Annotated in this window: 14 protein-coding genes and 1 pseudogene; 11 read left to right on the top strand and 4 right to left on the bottom strand. The window is 64.0% G+C overall.

Going from position 1 to position 15,143, the window contains the following annotated elements; genetic code table 11:
• Positions 1 to 64: 64 nt before the first annotated feature.
• The 8 genes and pseudogenes from A3AU_RS0123915 to A3AU_RS1000000140875 form a co-directional block, all read left to right on the top strand.
• A complete protein-coding gene (locus A3AU_RS0123915) occupies positions 65 to 3,052 on the top strand; it encodes a 2-oxoglutarate dehydrogenase E1 component (RefSeq protein WP_027055138.1) in 2,988 nt (995 codons plus the stop codon).
• Between the two features lie 46 nt (positions 3,053 to 3,098).
• The gene (odhB, locus tag A3AU_RS0123910) at positions 3,099 to 4,370 is read left to right on the top strand and encodes a 2-oxoglutarate dehydrogenase complex dihydrolipoyllysine-residue succinyltransferase (RefSeq protein WP_027055137.1); all 1,272 of its coding nucleotides are present in this window, start codon (positions 3,099 to 3,101) and stop codon (positions 4,368 to 4,370) included.
• A 16-nt stretch (positions 4,371 to 4,386) separates the two neighbouring features.
• Positions 4,387 to 5,115, top strand: coding sequence for a DUF4241 domain-containing protein (locus tag A3AU_RS0123905; RefSeq protein ID WP_027055136.1), 729 nt, complete (start codon positions 4,387 to 4,389; stop codon positions 5,113 to 5,115).
• Positions 5,115 to 5,624 carry a hypothetical protein gene (locus A3AU_RS0123900; RefSeq protein WP_027055135.1) on the top strand — a complete coding sequence of 170 codons (510 nt, stop codon included), beginning with the start codon at positions 5,115 to 5,117 and terminating at the stop codon, positions 5,622 to 5,624. Before A3AU_RS0123905 ends, A3AU_RS0123900 begins: the two co-directional genes overlap by 1 nt.
• The gene (locus tag A3AU_RS0123895) at positions 5,621 to 6,376 is read left to right on the top strand and encodes an SDR family oxidoreductase (RefSeq protein ID WP_027055134.1); all 756 of its coding nucleotides are present in this window, start codon (positions 5,621 to 5,623) and stop codon (positions 6,374 to 6,376) included. Before A3AU_RS0123900 ends, A3AU_RS0123895 begins: the two co-directional genes overlap by 4 nt.
• A gap of 22 nt (positions 6,377 to 6,398) precedes the next feature.
• Positions 6,399 to 7,805 carry a dihydrolipoyl dehydrogenase gene (lpdA, locus tag A3AU_RS0123890; protein ID WP_027055133.1) on the top strand — a complete coding sequence of 469 codons (1,407 nt, stop codon included), beginning with the start codon at positions 6,399 to 6,401 and terminating at the stop codon, positions 7,803 to 7,805.
• 825 nt (positions 7,806 to 8,630) lie between these two features.
• Complete coding sequence (locus tag A3AU_RS1000000140880; protein ID WP_335337160.1) at positions 8,631 to 8,777, top strand: hypothetical protein; 147 nt, start codon at positions 8,631 to 8,633, stop codon at positions 8,775 to 8,777.
• A 21-nt stretch (positions 8,778 to 8,798) separates the two neighbouring features.
• Positions 8,799 to 9,107: pseudogene (locus A3AU_RS1000000140875) on the top strand (DUF2867 domain-containing protein); the annotation flags it as partial.
• 3 nt (positions 9,108 to 9,110) lie between these two features.
• Here A3AU_RS1000000140875 and A3AU_RS0123880 read toward each other — a convergent pair.
• Positions 9,111 to 10,181: a TraB/GumN family protein gene (locus tag A3AU_RS0123880; RefSeq protein ID WP_027055132.1), complete on the bottom strand. Its 1,071-nt coding sequence runs from the start codon at positions 10,179 to 10,181 to the stop codon at positions 9,111 to 9,113.
• A 286-nt stretch (positions 10,182 to 10,467) separates the two neighbouring features.
• On the bottom strand, positions 10,468 to 11,406 hold the full coding sequence (locus A3AU_RS0123875; RefSeq protein ID WP_027055131.1) for a tyrosine recombinase XerC: 939 nt from the start codon (positions 11,404 to 11,406) through the stop codon (positions 10,468 to 10,470).
• Between the two features lie 323 nt (positions 11,407 to 11,729).
• Here A3AU_RS0123875 and rimM point away from each other — a divergent pair, with 323 nt between their 5' ends.
• A complete protein-coding gene (gene rimM / locus A3AU_RS0123870) occupies positions 11,730 to 12,329 on the top strand; it encodes a ribosome maturation factor RimM (protein WP_027055130.1) in 600 nt (199 codons plus the stop codon).
• Complete coding sequence (gene trmD, locus A3AU_RS0123865; protein ID WP_027055129.1) at positions 12,326 to 13,024, top strand: tRNA (guanosine(37)-N1)-methyltransferase TrmD; 699 nt, start codon at positions 12,326 to 12,328, stop codon at positions 13,022 to 13,024. Before rimM ends, trmD begins: the two co-directional genes overlap by 4 nt.
• On the opposite strand, the gene A3AU_RS0123860 is transcribed toward trmD, so the two are convergent.
• Positions 13,006 to 13,758, bottom strand: a complete 753-nt coding sequence (locus A3AU_RS0123860; RefSeq protein WP_027055128.1) for a sulfite exporter TauE/SafE family protein — start codon at positions 13,756 to 13,758, stop codon at positions 13,006 to 13,008. The genes trmD and A3AU_RS0123860 overlap by 19 nt on opposite strands.
• 325 nt (positions 13,759 to 14,083) lie before the next feature.
• Here A3AU_RS0123860 and rplS point away from each other — a divergent pair, with 325 nt between their 5' ends.
• On the top strand, positions 14,084 to 14,629 hold the full coding sequence (gene rplS / locus A3AU_RS0123855) for a 50S ribosomal protein L19 (RefSeq protein WP_027055127.1): 546 nt from the start codon (positions 14,084 to 14,086) through the stop codon (positions 14,627 to 14,629).
• A gap of 289 nt (positions 14,630 to 14,918) precedes the next feature.
• Here the strand turns inward: rplS and A3AU_RS01000000135920 are convergent.
• Positions 14,919 to 15,143: transposase (locus tag A3AU_RS01000000135920; protein ID WP_032918005.1), on the bottom strand; the 225-nt coding region annotated here is incomplete at its 5' end.

The raw sequence follows: 15,143 nt of genomic DNA, 5'->3' as shown, positions 1-15,143 counted from the left end.
ACCGTCCACTATCGCGGCTCTGCCGCAAACGTAAGGAGACGGAGCGCTGCTCCGCTGAAACGACATGGCAAGACAAGATCAGGCCAACGACCAATTTTCGCTCACCTCATTCCTCTATGGCGGCAACGCCGATTACATCGACGCGCTCTATGCCGCCTATGAGGATGATCCCGCCTCGGTCAATCCCGAATGGCAGGAGTTCTTCGCTGGCCTGAAGGACGATGCCGGCGATGTGCGCAAGAATGCCAAGGGCGCCTCCTGGGCCAAGCCCTCCTGGCCGCTGCAGGCCAATGGCGAGCTGGTGTCGGCGCTCGACGGCAATTGGGGCATCGTCGAGAAGCATCTGGAGAAGAAGGTCAAGGACAAGGCGGTCACCAACGGCGTCGTGCTTTCCGATGCCGACGTGCACCAGGCGACGCGCGATTCGGTGCGCGCCATCATGATGATCCGCGCCTACCGCATGCGCGGCCACCTGCACGCCAATCTCGATCCGCTCGGCATCGCCAAGCCGCTCGAGGATTACAACGAATTGTCGCCGGAGAATTACGGCTTCACCGAGGCCGACTACGACCGGCCGATCTTCCTCGACAATGTGCTCGGGCTCGAATTCGGCAGCATCCGGCAGATGCTGGAGATACTGACCCGCACCTATTGCTCGACGCTCGGCGTCGAATTCATGCACATCTCCGATCCCGAGGAAAAGGCCTGGATCCAGGCGCGCATCGAGGGCGCCGACAAGGAAATCTCCTTCACCACCACCGGCAAGAAGGCGATCCTGCAGAAGCTGATCGAGGCGGAAGGTTTCGAGCAGTTCATCGACGTCAAGTACAAGGGCACCAAGCGCTTCGGCCTCGACGGCGGCGAGGCTCTGATCCCTGCGCTGGAGCAGATCGTCAAGCGCGGCGGCCAGCTCGGCATGAAGGAAATCGTGCTCGGCATGGCGCATCGCGGCCGGCTGAACGTGCTGTCCCAGGTGATGGCCAAGCCGCACCGGGCCATCTTCCACGAATTCAAGGGCGGCTCGGCGGCCCCTGACGAGGTCGAGGGCTCGGGCGACGTCAAGTACCATCTCGGCGCCTCGTCGGACCGCGAGTTCGACGGCAACAAGGTGCATCTGTCGCTGACCGCCAATCCTTCGCACCTGGAAATCGTCGACCCGGTGGTGATGGGCAAGGCGCGCGCCAAGCAGGATTATCTGTTCGGCCGCGGCCGCGAGGAGATCGTGCCGCTGGAAGAGCGGGCCAAGGTGCTGCCGCTCCTGCTGCACGGCGACGCCGCTTTCGCCGGCCAGGGCGTGATCGCCGAAATTCTCGGCCTGTCGGGCCTGCGCGGCCACCGCGTCGCCGGCACGCTGCACTTCATCATCAACAACCAGATCGGCTTCACCACCAATCCGCGCTTCTCGCGCTCGTCGCCCTACCCTTCCGATGTCGCCAAGATGATCGAAGCGCCGATCTTCCACGTCAATGGCGACGATCCGGAAGCCGTGGTCCACGCCACCAAGGTGGCGATCGAATTCCGCATGAGGTTCCACAAGCCTGTCGTGGTCGACATGTTCTGCTACCGCCGCTTCGGCCACAATGAGGGGGACGAACCGTCCTTCACCCAGCCGCTCATGTACCGCAACATCCGCACCCACAAGACGACGGTGCAGATCTATGGCGAGCGCCTGATCGCCGAGGGCCATATCAGCCAGGCCGAGCTCGACAAGCTCAAGGCCGATTGGCGCGCGCATCTGGAATCGGAATGGGAAGTCGGCCAGCACTACAAGCCCAACAAGGCCGACTGGCTGGACGGCGCCTGGTCGGGCCTGCGCACGGCCGACAACCAGGACGAACAAAGGCGCGGCAAGACCGCCGTGCCGGTCAAGACGCTGAAGGAAATCGGCAAGAAGCTGACCGAGGTGCCGAAGGGTTTCGAAGCGCACAAGACGATCATCCGCTTCCTCGAGAACCGCCGCGAGGCGATCGAGTCCGGCGAAGGCATCGACTGGTCGACGGCCGAAGCGCTCGCCTTCGGCGCCATCCTGCTCGACGGCAACCCGATCCGGCTTTCCGGGCAGGATTCCGAGCGCGGCACCTTCTCGCAGCGCCATTCGGTGCTTTATGACCAACGCGACGAGACCCGCTACATCCCGCTCAACAATCTGTCGGCGGCGCAAGCCGGCTACGAGGTCATCAACTCGATGCTGTCGGAAGAGGCGGTGCTGGGCTTCGAGTATGGCTACAGCCTGGCCGAGCCGAAGGCGCTGACCTTGTGGGAAGCGCAGTTCGGCGACTTCGCCAATGGCGCCCAGGTGGTGTTCGACCAGTTCATCTCGTCGGGCGAGCGCAAGTGGCTCAGAATGTCGGGCCTCGTCTGCCTGCTGCCGCATGGCTATGAAGGCCAGGGTCCGGAACATTCGTCGGCCCGGCTGGAGCGTTTCCTGCAGCTTTGCGCCGAAGACAACATGCAAGTCGCCAACTGCACGACGCCGGCCAACTATTTCCACATCCTGCGCCGGCAGCTGAAACGCGACTTCCGCAAGCCGCTGATCCTGATGACGCCGAAGTCGCTGCTGCGCCACAAGCGGGCGGTGTCGACGCTGCCGGAAATCTCGGGCGAAAGCTCGTTCCACCGGCTGCTGTGGGACGACGCCCAGCTGTTGCCCAACCAGGCGATCAAGCTCACCAAGGACTCAAAGATCCGCCGCGTCGTGCTGTGCTCGGGCAAGGTCTATTACGACCTCTACGAAGAGCGCGAGAAGCGCGGCATCAACGACATCTATCTGCTGCGCGTCGAACAACTCTATCCGTTCCCGGCCAAGGCGCTGATCACCGAACTGTCGCGTTTCCGCAACGCCGAGATGGTGTGGTGCCAGGAGGAGCCCAAGAACATGGGCGCCTGGTCGTTCATCGACCCGTATCTGGAATGGGTTCTGGCGCATATCGACGCCAAGCATCAGCGGGTGCGCTACACCGGCCGGCCGGCGGCCGCGTCGCCTGCGACCGGATTGATGTCCAAGCACCTTGCCCAGCTCGCCGCCTTGCTCGAAGACGCGCTTGGCGAATAGAAAACTGGGCGAACAAGAACAGAACCGAAAATAACGGACAGGCACAATGGCTACCGAAATCCGCGTTCCCACTCTCGGCGAATCCGTCACCGAGGCGACCATCGGCAAATGGTTCAAGAAGGTCGGCGATGCCATTGCCGCCGACGAGCCGCTGGTGGAGCTCGAAACCGACAAGGTGACGATCGAGGTGCCCGCCGCCGCTGCCGGCACGCTCGGCGAAATCGTCGCCAAGGAAGGCGAGACGGTCGGTGTCGGCGCGCTGCTGGGCTCGATCTCGGCCGATGGCGCTGCCCCGGTGACCAAGCCGCAAGCGGTGGCGCAGGCCTCCAGCCCCGACGCGGCGCAGACCACCAGGCAGGCCGCGGCCGAGACCGCCAAGATCGCCGGCGACGGCGCGGTCGAGTCGCGCACCATGCCGCCGGCGCCGGCCGCCGCGAAACTGATCGCCGAGAACAATCTTTCGGTCGACCAGCTTTCCGGCTCGGGCAAGCGCGGCCAGGTGCTGAAGGGCGACGTGCTCGACGCCATTTCCAAGGGCGCGCCGTCGCAGCCGGCCGAAACGCCGAAGGCGGCGCCGGCACCGATTGCAATGCGTGCGCCATCCCAAGGCGACGATGCCTCGCGCGAAGAGCGCGTGCGCATGACCAAGCTGCGCCAGACCATCGCGCGGCGGCTCAAGGAAGCGCAGTCGACCGCAGCCATGCTGACCACCTTCAACGAGGTCGACATGTCGGCGGTGATGGCGCTGCGGACCAAGTACAAAGACGTGTTCGAGAAGAAGCATGGCGTGAAGCTCGGCTTCATGGGCTTCTTCACCAAGGCTGTCACCCATGCCTTGAAGGAGATTCCCTCGGTCAACGCCGAGATCGACGGCACCGATATCATCTTCAAGAACTACGCCCATATCGGCGTCGCCGTCGGCACGGAGAAGGGCCTCGTCGTGCCGGTCGTGCGTGACGCCGACCAGATGTCCATCGCCGAGATCGAGAAGGACATCGGCCGGCTGGGCATCGCCGCGCGCGACGGCAAGCTGTCGGTCGCCGACATGCAGGGCGGCACGTTCACCATTTCCAACGGCGGCGTCTATGGCTCGCTGATGTCGACGCCGATCCTTAATGCGCCGCAGTCGGGCATTCTAGGCATGCACAAGATCCAGGACCGTCCTGTCGTGGTCGGTGGGCAGATCGTCATCCGGCCGATGATGTACCTGGCGCTGAGCTACGATCACCGCATCGTCGACGGCAAGGAAGCGGTCACCTTCCTGGTGCGCGTCAAGGAAAGCCTAGAGGATCCGGAGCGACTGGTGCTCGATCTGTGAGCGGGGCTGATCCGCAATGAGCGGCTGGCTGGAACGGTTCGGGTTTGCGCTGGGTCGCGCTCTTCGGACTTTTCGGCCAACGGCCTCGGCCGTTGCGGCTTCGCCGGCGAAATCGCTTGAATCGAGCCCAGCGCTACGAAGCAGTAATCTCGGTGTCTTCGCCCTCAGCGATGCTGAGATGGCTAAACGGAAGATCAGCGCGATCACGATCGGTGAGCTTGAACTGCCGACCGGCGAAATCGTCGCCTGCGATCCGCTCATTACCGGACTAAGCCGGCCCGCTTTCAGCCGCAAGGTGAAGCCGGGGCGCTACCCGGTCACGCTTCTTCAAGCACAGGGCTGCGTTGCCGCGGCGGTCTTGCGATTCAGCCCTGGCTTGCCGATGCGTTGGGAATTGGCGACCTTCGTTCCCGATCGTGCACCGGTTTATAAGTCGGAATTTCTTGAATTTATTGTCGATGACGCGGTTGCGTCATTCATGGACAAATCGGTCCTGACGCTGATGTCTGACCAGCAGGAACTCGACGACTATCTCGCCGATGTCGCTTGCACTATCGACAGGTTTTGTATCGATAGTCCGATTGAAGGCAACCCCCTCAATGTCGCCATGTTCGACACCGGCTATGGCGACGGCTCATATCGGTCCTTCTGGGGATTGAACGCGGCCGGCGAACCACTTCTCCTGATGACCGACTTCGAAGTGCTCGAAAATGCTGACGGCCGAGAAAGCAACCAGACGAACTGATGACCAATGCCGCCTCGCCCATGATTGGATTTGTGGCCGGGTCGCTGGCTCTCACGGCGGCGAATTCCGCCGCCCATGCCGCCTGTCCGATCGAACTCGCCGTCTATGGCGACGCGCAGAGCGGCAGCGAGATCGATTTTACCCCAACCGGCACCTCGGCCACCGTCACCAACAGCTTCCGGATGATCCTCGACAACAATGTGGTGCTGAACGGCATTGTCATGTGGAGCTCGGGTGAAGCGCGGCCGAACGGCTCCCTGATGTACAAATGCCCGGAAGGCGACACCACGGGCGATGAACTCGCCGCCTGTACCCCCTGGCACGGCGTCATCTATACGTCGGACGACAAGGGCAGCATCGGGCTGTTGCCGGCGGAAGGCGTCGAGGCGCCGAAGACGCTGATCCTGCCGGATCTCGGTCCGATGCTGCATCAGTCCACGGCCTACGGCGGCAGTGGATTTTCGAAAGTGCCGTCGGATGTTTTCACGCTGAAGGGATGCCAGGAATGAGCGATGTGCAAAAGGTGCTGCTGGTCACCGGCGGCAGTCGCGGCATCGGCGCCGCCGTCTGCAGGCTCGGCGCCAAGGCCGGCTATCGCGTCGTCGTCAACTATGCTTCGAACCAGACAGCCGCCAACGCGCTGGTCGGCGAGATCAAGGCCGGCGGCGGCAACGCTTTCGCGGTCAAGGGCGATGTCGGCAGCGAGGCCGATATCCTGGCCATCTTCGAGGCGGTGGATCGCACCTATGGCCGGCTCGACGCCTTCGTCAACAATGCCGGCATCGTCGACGCCAAGGCGCGCGTCGACGAGATGAGCGCGGCACGGCTGGAACGCATGATGCGCATCAATGTCGTCGGTTCCATTCTCTGCGCCCGCGAGGCGGTCAAGCGTATGTCGACCCGCCATGGCGGCAAAGGCGGAGCGATCGTCAATATCTCGTCGGCCGCAGCGGTGCTGGGCGCGCCCGACAATTATGTCGACTATGCCGCGTCCAAGGGCGCCATCGACACGTTCACCGTCGGGCTCGCGCGCGAGGTGGCCGCCGAAGGCGTGCGCGTCAATGCCGTGCGGCCGGGCATCATCGACACCGACATCCATGCTTCCGGCGGACAGCCGGACCGGGTGGCGCTGATCCAGGATACGCTGCCGATGAAAAGAGCTGGCACCGCGGATGAAGTCGCCAGCGCTGTTCTCTATCTTCTATCCGATGCCGCGTCCTATACGACGGGCGCGATCCTGAATGTCAGCGGCGGCCGCTGAGCGCCAAGCAAAGGAAAAAAACATGGCTTATGACGTCGTTATCATCGGATCGGGACCCGGCGGCTATGTCTGCGCCATCAAGGCGGCGCAGCTAGGGCTGAAGGTGGCGGTGGTCGAGAAGAACGCCACCTTCGGCGGCACCTGCCTTAACATCGGCTGCATTCCGTCCAAGGCGCTGCTTCATGCCTCCGAAATGTTCGCCGAGGCTGGCCATTCCTTCGACACGCTGGGCGTCGAGATCGCCGCGCCCAAGCTGAACCTGAAGAAGATGATGGCGCACAAGGATGCGACGGTGGCGTCCAACGTCAACGGCGTCGCCTTCCTGTTCAAGAAGAACAAGATCGATAGTTTCCGCGGCACGGGCAAGGTGCTTGCGGCCGGCAAGGTGTCGGTCACCGCCGAGGACGGCAAGGTCGAGGAGATCGAGACGAAGAACATCGTCATCGCCACCGGTTCCGACGTCGCCGGCATACCCGGCGTCAAGGTCGATTTCGACGAGAAGGTGATTGTGTCGTCGACCGGCGCGTTGGCCTTGGAGAAGGTTCCGGGCCATCTGGTGGTGGTCGGCGGCGGTGTCATCGGGCTCGAGCTCGGCTCGGTGTGGGCGCGGCTCGGCGCTAAGGTCACCGTGGTCGAGTTCCTCGACACCATTTTGGGCGGCATGGACGGCGAGGTCTCCAAGCAGTTCCAGCGGCTGCTCGCCAAGCAGGGTTTCGAGTTCAAGCTCGGCGCCAAGGTCACCGGTGTCGCCAAGGCCAAGAAGGGCGCCAGCGTCACCTTCGAGCCGGTGAAGGGTGGTGCGGCCGAGACCATCGACGCCGACGTGGTTCTGATCTCGACCGGGCGCCGCGCCTATTCCGACAGCCTTGGCCTAAAGGAAGCCGGTGTCGAGGTCGACGAGCGTGGCCGGGTCAAGACCGACGGGCATCTGCGGACGAATGTTGCGGGCATCTATGCCATCGGCGATGTCATCGCTGGCCCGATGCTGGCGCACAAGGCAGAGGACGAGGGCGTCGCGGTGGCCGAAACCATCGCCGGCCAAGCCGGCCATGTGAACTATGAGGTCATTCCGAGCGTCGTCTACACCAGCCCTGAAATCGCCTCGGTCGGCAAGACCGAGGAAGAACTGAAGAAGGCCGGCATCGACTACAAGGTCGGCAAATTCCCGTTCAGCGCCAATGGCCGGGCGCGCGCCATGCTGCACACGGACGGTTTCGTGAAGATCCTCGCCGACAAGGTCAGCGACCGCGTGCTCGGCGTGCACATTGTCGGCTTCGGCGCTGGCGAGATGATCCACGAGGCGGCGGTGCTGATGGAGTTCGGCGGCTCGTCGGAAGACCTCGCCCGCACCTGCCACGCGCATCCGACGATGTCGGAAGCGGTGAAGGAAGCGGCGCTGGCCACCTTCTTCAAGCCGATCCACATTTAAAGGCCTTTCATAAACTCTACTCCGGTGGCCATCTGGCGCGGTTTTCTGCGCTTCCGGTGCTCACGGACCTAGTGTCCGCTGCGCTCCGGTTCTCGAAAACCACACCAGCTGACTCACCGGAGCGAGTTTCTGGAAAGGCCTTTCAGGGCACTGACTTACAAAAAAACGGCCCGCTTTTCAGCGGGCCGTTCCGTATTCGATGTCAAGCCGGTCAGTTGGCCGGAGCCGGTGCAGGTGCCGGTGCAGGCGCCGGGGCGGGTGCAGGAGCTGGCGCGGGTGCTGGCGCAGGGGCCGGAGCGGGCGCAGGTGCCGGAGCAGGCGTGGCCGGCTTCATCGGTTCAGCCGGTGCGGGCGCCGGGGCCGGAGTGCTGGCCGCTGGCGGTTCGGCCGGTGCCGGATGCTCGCCCTTTCTTCCGAAAACGTAATACGCGACAATCGCCAGGATAACGACGACCAGCGCAATCAGCCAAGGGCTGCCGCCCCCGCCGCTCGGCCTGGGAGTGTCGTTCGATGGATTCGCCATAAAAGTGTCCTCCGTGGATGAAAATGATCAATCAACAGCCATCAACGCGCAAGCGTCGAATGGGTTTCACGCTAGCGAAGGAAAGCGCCGAAAACGCGGCGTTTGAGCCTCCCGCTGCCATCCGACTCAATTGACGGCGGTAACAGTATAGCCGGCTTTGCGAAAATCCTCGACCAGTCGCCCAAGCCCTGGAAAATGACGCCTCCCGCCAGCTTGATTTCGAGCAGCCTGACTGGCGGCGTTTCGCCACGCAGCGAGCCAAGCCAACCGATGCTATCGTTGGTTGCGATGGAGTTGCCGGCATGACGCCCACTGCACAGACTTTTCCCGATCCCGAAGGCGCTCTTGCCGGGGCTCAGTTCGCCGATCGATATGTGCTGACAACCGATGGGCTTGCCCTGACCGCCATTGGCGCGGCCAAACGCATCCTGGGGCGGTCACCGCGATAGGTCGGCCGGCTTACGCAGCTCCGCAATCTTGCCGTGAGGCCATTTGGGCTGAAAGCGGGGGCGGAGCCCGACGCGCCGCCGGAAACCAGGATCGGCATCTTTCCGCTCATCAGCCAGGCACAAGGCAGGGCCGTCCTTGGTCTGGACGACCGACATCTCGATTTCCGCATCCTGGTGGAGGTGAACGACCTCGGCGCGGGCCGTCAGCAGGTGGCTGTGTCGACGATCGTCAAGACACACAATCTGCTTGGGCGGACATATCTTGCCGTCATCATGCCGTTTCACCGGATCATCGTTCCGGCGATGCTGGCTCAGGTTTTGATCAAATAAGGGCTAAAGCCCCGCCGCCGTGACAGTATAGCCGGCCTTGCGGAAATCCTCGACCAGTCCCTGCGGACCGGGAAGGTGCAGCGCGCCGACCGCCATGAAGGCATTGCCCTTGGCCAGGATCGGCCCGGCATGATCGACCATCACCTTGTTGCGGCTGGTGATCATGGTCTCCTCGAAGGCGGCATAGCCGGCCGCGTCGTTCTGCTCCTCGGGCATGGCGGCCCGGAACAGCGGCCAGAACATGCCGGTGTCACCACGCTGGTAGAGCACGATCATGGTCTCGTTGATGTCGTTGACCTTGTCGCCGAGCTTCAGCGTGTCGACCAGGCCCTTCATGTGAAAGGCGAGCGGCAGCGAGGCCATGGCGCGCAGCTGGCTCTCGGCCGTTTCCAGTCCTTCCACCGGCTTGCCGGCCGCCTTGGCGCTTTCGGCCAGCTTGACGTCGAGCACCGGCGCACCGCCGGACTGCCGGGCGAGTTCACACGCCGGCAGCGCCATCATCGCCGACAGCATCCACGGCTTCATCTTGGCGACGGTCGCCGGCGGAATGCCGCGCGCGTCGAGTGCCGCATTCATCGCCGCCGCCTCGTCCGGGGTCAGCAATGAGGACAGCGTCGTGGAGTCGGTGAACATCATCAGGTCCGGCTCTTTCAGCATCGCCGTCATCATCTTCTGCTTGTCGAGCACGTCGGTGGTTTCGATGATGAGGGTGCCGGCGGCGTCAAACGCCTTTTGCGCTTCCGGCGGCAGCGTGGTGACGCGCGGGTCGGTCATGTGCATGGTGCCGAACAGGTAGGAAGCCTGTTCGCCCGGCTTTTCCAGCTTCCACAGCAGGCCCTTGCCATTCAGCGTGGCGGCGGCTTCCGCCTCGATCTTGCTGTAGGTGGCCGGATTGCTCTTCTGCAAGGCCGACAGCATGTCGGCGCCGCCGCAGGTCGGGATTTCCGCATGCGCCCTGCCCGCAGCGAACAGCAGCACGGCGAGGAAGGACAGGAAAAACAGCACGTTGAGCGCAACGAGCAGCTTCAGCGACAGGGACGCCGCACGATCGGCGATGGCTATGACGCGTTTCATGACATCATCCGTAGGCGCAAAAAACGGCAAAACGGTTAATTGGCGCCGAGAAATTGTCCTGACCGGCTATGTGCTGACGCTGATGGGCCGGTGATTGGCGTAAACGCCGGTCGTCGTCCACGGGCGGAGCAAGGAGCGTAGCGACGCGGCGCAGAAATTCGCTCCGTGGCATCCCTCGACAACTGTCACGGCATTGATACCAGGGTCTCCGCGACGCCGCTTCGCGGCTGCTCCGCCCTAGTATGACGAAATTGGGAGGCTTCAGCCAATCGCGACTGCGGCAAGCTCACGCTCTCGGATGCGCGGCCTCGTAAATCTCCAGCAGCCTTGCTGTGTCGACTCCGGTGTAGATCTGCGTCGTCGACAGGCTGGCATGGCCGAGCAGTTCCTGGATGGTGCGCAGATCGCCGCCGCGCCCGAGCAGATGCGTGGCGAAGGAATGGCGCAGCGCGTGCGGCGTCGCGGTGTCGGGCAGGTTGAGCGCCGAGCGCAGCTTGGCCATATCGCGCTGGACGATGGCCGGATTGAGCGGGCCGCCGCGCGCGCCGCGAAACAACAGGCCTTTCGGATCGAGATGATAGGGGCAGAGCCGGCGGTATTCGGCGATTGCTCTCAGCGCAACCGGCAGTACCGGCACCAGCCGCGTCTTGCCGCCCTTGCCGGTGACGCGCAGCACGGTGTCGGTCTCCGATGCCAGATCGGCGGCGGCAAGACCCAGGGCCTCGGAAATGCGCAGGCCGGAGCCGTACAGCAGCGTCAGCACGGCGGCATCGCGGGCGGCGATCCAGGGCTCTTCCGCCAGTTGGCCTTCCACCGACACGACCTGTCTGGCGTCGCTCGCGGTAAGAGGTTTTGGCAGCGATTTGGGCTGGCGCGGCGCGCGAAGTGCTGCGGCGCCCGCCGCATTGGCGAGGCCGCGCCGTTCGAGGAAACGCAGCAGCGAGCGGATGCCGGCCAGACCTCGACCAAGCGTGCGGGCGCCGGCGCCTTCGTTGCGGCGCGCCGCGAGGAAGCCGCGCAGGTCCGCCGGGCGCAGATTGGCGATATCGGAAATGCCGGGCGAGCCGCCGCAATGGCCGGTGAGGAAATGCAGGAACTGACGCGAGTCGCGCTCGTAGGCTTCCACTGTCTTGGGTGATAGGCGACGTTCACGCGCGAGCATCTTCAGCCAGCTCTCGCGGGCCGCCTGGAGATCGGGCTTTGCCGGGATGAGGAATTCCTGCATGGCGGCATATTCGGGTATCCGGGTTAGGAAGGCGTGAAGAGCGCGTCATTGAAATGACAACCGCCTGGGGTTAGGAGATTGTCGATTGGTGGCAGGATGCAAACCTTGGTGATTGGCTGAACGCCAGGACCGGCGGGCGTTGCTCCGGTCCAGAGGTTTGCGGCGGACAGCGCGACGTGTCCGCAAATAGATATTTGGCAGGAACGAGACAGGTGACCTTTCTGAACTGCCGTGCTTTTTGGTCACCGTAACGGAATGGATCCTCGGGTCTGCGCAGCCGCTTCGCGCCTGCTCCGCCCGTGGATGACGAAAGTTAAAGCGCCATGAGCAAGCCGCAAAACCCTGTCCAGATGGCCGTGATCGGCGCCGCCCATGGCATCAAGGGCGAACTCAGGGTGAAGACCTTCACCGGCGAGCCGATGGCGCTGGCCGATTATGGGCCGCTCTATGCCAGGGACGGCCGCGCCTTCCAGATCATTGATATAAGGCCCGCCAACACGGTCGTTGTGGTGCGTTTCAAGGGCATCGGCGACCGCAACGCCGCCGAGGCGCTCGCCGGCACCGAGCTGTTCGTCGACCGCTCGATGCTGCCCGACGACGGCGATGAGGATGAATTCTACCATGCCGACCTCGTTGGGCTGGAGGTTCGGGACGACACCGGCACCGCGCTCGGCAAGGTCGTCGCGGTGCACAATTTCGGCGGCGGAGACATTCTCGACGTGACGCTGGCCGGCCGCAAGGGCGTGCTGATCCCGTTCACGCAGGCCGCCGTGCCGCAAGTGTCGATATCGGAGGGCTTTGTCCGCGTCGATCCGGTGGCGGCCGGACTGGTCGAGGACGAGGATGGCGAGGCGCCGCGCGACGAAGATTTTGACCCGAAAGGCAGGCCGCGCGGACCGCGCGACGCCGGGGGCAACCGGTGAGCTTTTCCGCTTCCGTACTGACGCTCTATCCCGAGATGTTTCCGGGCGCGCTCGGCCTGTCGTTGGCCGGCCGGGCGCTGGAGGCTGGCACGTGGTCGCTGCAAGCGATCCAGATCCGCGATTTCGCCACCGACAAGCACCGCACCGTCGACGACACGCCGGCCGGCGGCGGCGCCGGCATGGTGATGCGCGCCGATGTCTTGGCCAGGGCGATCGACCACAGCTCGCCGCCGGACGATCCGCGTCCGCGCCTGCTGATGAGCCCGCGCGGCAAACCGTTGACGCAATCGCGTGTGCGCGAGCTTGCCGCCGGGCCGGGTGCCGTCATCCTGTGCGGCCGCTTCGAGGGCGTCGACCAGCGGCTGATCGAGGCACGGGGGCTGGAGGAAGTCTCGGTCGGCGATTTCATCCTCTCAGGCGGCGAGCCGGCAGCCCTTGTGCTGCTAGATGCCGTGGTGCGGCTGTTGCCCGGCGTGATGGGCAATGCGGTGTCGGGCGAGGAAGAGAGCTTTGAAAACGGCCTGCTCGAACATCCGCACTACACGCGGCCGCAGGAGTTCGAGGGGCGGGAGATTCCCGAGGTGCTGATCTCCGGCAATCACAAGAAGATCGCGGCTTGGCGGCGCGCGGAATCAGAGGCGCTGACGAGAGCGCGGCGGCCGGATCTGCTTGGTGCTCACCCCTTGCCGAAATAGTAGAACGCCAGAAACAGGCCGACGGCGATCACAAAGCCGCGCACGGCGTTCTGTGGCACGCGCTTGGCGATCCAGACGCCGGCATAGCCGCCGAGCGCGCCGCCGGGGATCATGATGATCGCCTGCGGCCAAGCGACGACGCCGCCCGAGACGAAGACGGTGATGGCGACAGCCGCGATGACCACGGCCAGCATGTTCTTCAGCGCGTTCAGCCGGTGGTAATCGCCGCTCTGCGTCAAGCCGAGCGTCGCCAGCATCATCACGCCCATGCCGGCGCCGAAGAAGCCGCCATAAATGGCGGTGACGAATTGCGCCAGCGATCCGGCTAGCGATCCGACCGCCGCCTGATGGCCGGGTTTTGGCGCCGGCTTAAGCCACGGCCCGGCGGCAAACAGCGCGGTTGCGGCCAACAGCAGCCACGGCACCATGACGCGGAAGGATGGGTTGGACAGCGCCAACAGGATCAGCGCGCCGGCCAGTGCGCCGATCGCCGATATGACGCAAAGCAGCAGGCCCCCGCGCCAGAAATGCCTGATGTCGGTCCAATAGGCGAGCGTCGAGGTGATATAGCCCGGGAATTGCGTGACCGAGGAGGTGGCGTTGGCGACGATTGGCGGCACCCCGACCAAGGTCATGGCGCCGAAGGTGATGAAGGTGCCGCCGCCGGCAACCGCGTTGGCGGCGCCCGACACAAAGCCCGCGAGGAAAAGCAGGATGGCGTCGAAAACAGACATGGAAAGCGGCCACCGAAAACTGTACTTGTTCCGGCTTAGGCACCACGAAAGCCTGACGCAACCCGGCACGGCGCAATTACCATGATGCCATGCCGGCAAAAAATGCTTGGGCCGGGCGTGACAAAGGGCCGAAATAGCTGTATGTGCCCGCCCGTACCGGCAAGAACAATCTTGCGGACCCGTCAACAATGACGGTGTAGTCGCCCCTGCCGATGTCTTGCGGACGAACGTCTTAGAGGCAAAGGACATAGCCGAGCGGTCAATGGAACTGCAAGGCGAGCGTAGGGCGCTCTGACTGTCGGAAGAACAAGAAGTGGATTACCAGATGGATCTCATCCGTCAGCTCGAGGCCGAACAGGCCGCCAAGATCGAAGCCAAGCGCAAGCTTCCCGAATTCCAGCCCGGCGACACCGTGCGCGTCCAGGTCCGCGTGACCGAAGGCACCCGCACCCGCGTCCAGGCCTATGAAGGCGTTGTCATCGCCCGCGCCGGTTCCGGCTTCCAGGAAAACTTCACCGTCCGCAAGATCTCCTACGGCGAAGGCGTCGAGCGCGTGTTCCCGGTCTACTCGCCGATGGTCGAAGGCGTCGAGATCGTGCGTCGCGGCAAGGTGCGTCGTGCCAAGCTCTATTACCTGCGCGATCGTCGCGGCAAGTCGGCCCGTATTTCGGAAAACACCGGCGTGCGCGCCCGCAAGCTGAACGATGAGGAGCGCGATGCGCTGAACGCCGAGAAGGCGCGTATCGAGGCCGAGAAGGTCGCGGCTGCCCAGGCGCTGGCCGCCGAGACGGCCGCCAAGGAAGCCGCCGAGAAGAAGGCCGCCGCAGAGGCTGAGGCCGCCAAGGCTGCTGAAGCGACCCCGGCCGAATAAGGTTTCGAGAGACGAGTTCTGAAAAGGCGGCTTCGGCCGCCTTTTTTCGTTTTGGCGAACAGTCAATTCGACCATGGTTCTTCGCGGCTACGCACGCCTTGGCGATTGGCCGAGCCATCTGTGTGTCGTCATCCACGGGCGGAGCAAGGAGCGCAGCGACGCGGCGCAGACCCGAGGATTCATTCCGTGCCGTCTGTGCGATCCTACGGCGCAGAACTGGCTCCGGTGAGCGCGACCTTCATTCTGAGCCGCTGCGCTTGTACCGGCCGTCACGGCATGGCAACTGTGTTCATGCGAAAGCTTTTTTGTCTCGAATGATGGCATTGAGGACGACAAGGAGCTTCCTTGCGACGGCGATGATGGCCAGCTTCTTCGAGCCTGAGCGGGCTGCGATGGCGGTATAGAAAGCCCTGAAGCGCTCACAAGCTCGGATGGCGCCGAGCGCAGCCATGTAGAGAGCACGGCGCACACGCGATCGGCCACCCTGGATCTGGCTCCTGCGGTTGAGCTTGCC

It is taken from the genome of Mesorhizobium erdmanii USDA 3471 (assembly GCF_000472705.1).
In the GTDB taxonomy this organism is placed as follows: Bacteria; Pseudomonadota; Alphaproteobacteria; order Rhizobiales; family Rhizobiaceae; genus Mesorhizobium; species Mesorhizobium erdmanii.
This window is presented reverse-complemented; position numbering and strand designations above follow the sequence as displayed.

Bases quoted from the DNA above. Each gene is read 5' to 3' on its own strand.
- A3AU_RS1000000140880 (WP_335337160.1), top strand. From the start codon at position 8,631: ATGACGCCCACTGCACAGACTTTTCCCGATCCCGAAGGCGCTCTTGCC.
- A3AU_RS0123895 (WP_027055134.1), top strand. From the start codon at position 5,621: ATGAGCGATGTGCAAAAGGTGCTGCTGGTCACCGGCGGCAGTCGCGGC.
- A3AU_RS0123880 (WP_027055132.1), bottom strand. From the start codon at position 10,181: ATGAAACGCGTCATAGCCATCGCCGATCGTGCGGCGTCCCTGTCGCTG.
- A3AU_RS0123905 (WP_027055136.1), top strand. From the start codon at position 4,387: ATGAGCGGCTGGCTGGAACGGTTCGGGTTTGCGCTGGGTCGCGCTCTT.
- A3AU_RS0123875 (WP_027055131.1), bottom strand. From the start codon at position 11,406: ATGCAGGAATTCCTCATCCCGGCAAAGCCCGATCTCCAGGCGGCCCGC.
- rimM (WP_027055130.1), top strand. From the start codon at position 11,730: ATGAGCAAGCCGCAAAACCCTGTCCAGATGGCCGTGATCGGCGCCGCC.
- rplS (WP_027055127.1), top strand. From the start codon at position 14,084: ATGGATCTCATCCGTCAGCTCGAGGCCGAACAGGCCGCCAAGATCGAA.
- A3AU_RS0123915 (WP_027055138.1), top strand. From the start codon at position 65: ATGGCAAGACAAGATCAGGCCAACGACCAATTTTCGCTCACCTCATTC.
- A3AU_RS0123860 (WP_027055128.1), bottom strand. From the start codon at position 13,758: ATGTCTGTTTTCGACGCCATCCTGCTTTTCCTCGCGGGCTTTGTGTCG.
- A3AU_RS0123900 (WP_027055135.1), top strand. From the start codon at position 5,115: ATGACCAATGCCGCCTCGCCCATGATTGGATTTGTGGCCGGGTCGCTG.
- odhB (WP_027055137.1), top strand. From the start codon at position 3,099: ATGGCTACCGAAATCCGCGTTCCCACTCTCGGCGAATCCGTCACCGAG.
- lpdA (WP_027055133.1), top strand. From the start codon at position 6,399: ATGGCTTATGACGTCGTTATCATCGGATCGGGACCCGGCGGCTATGTC.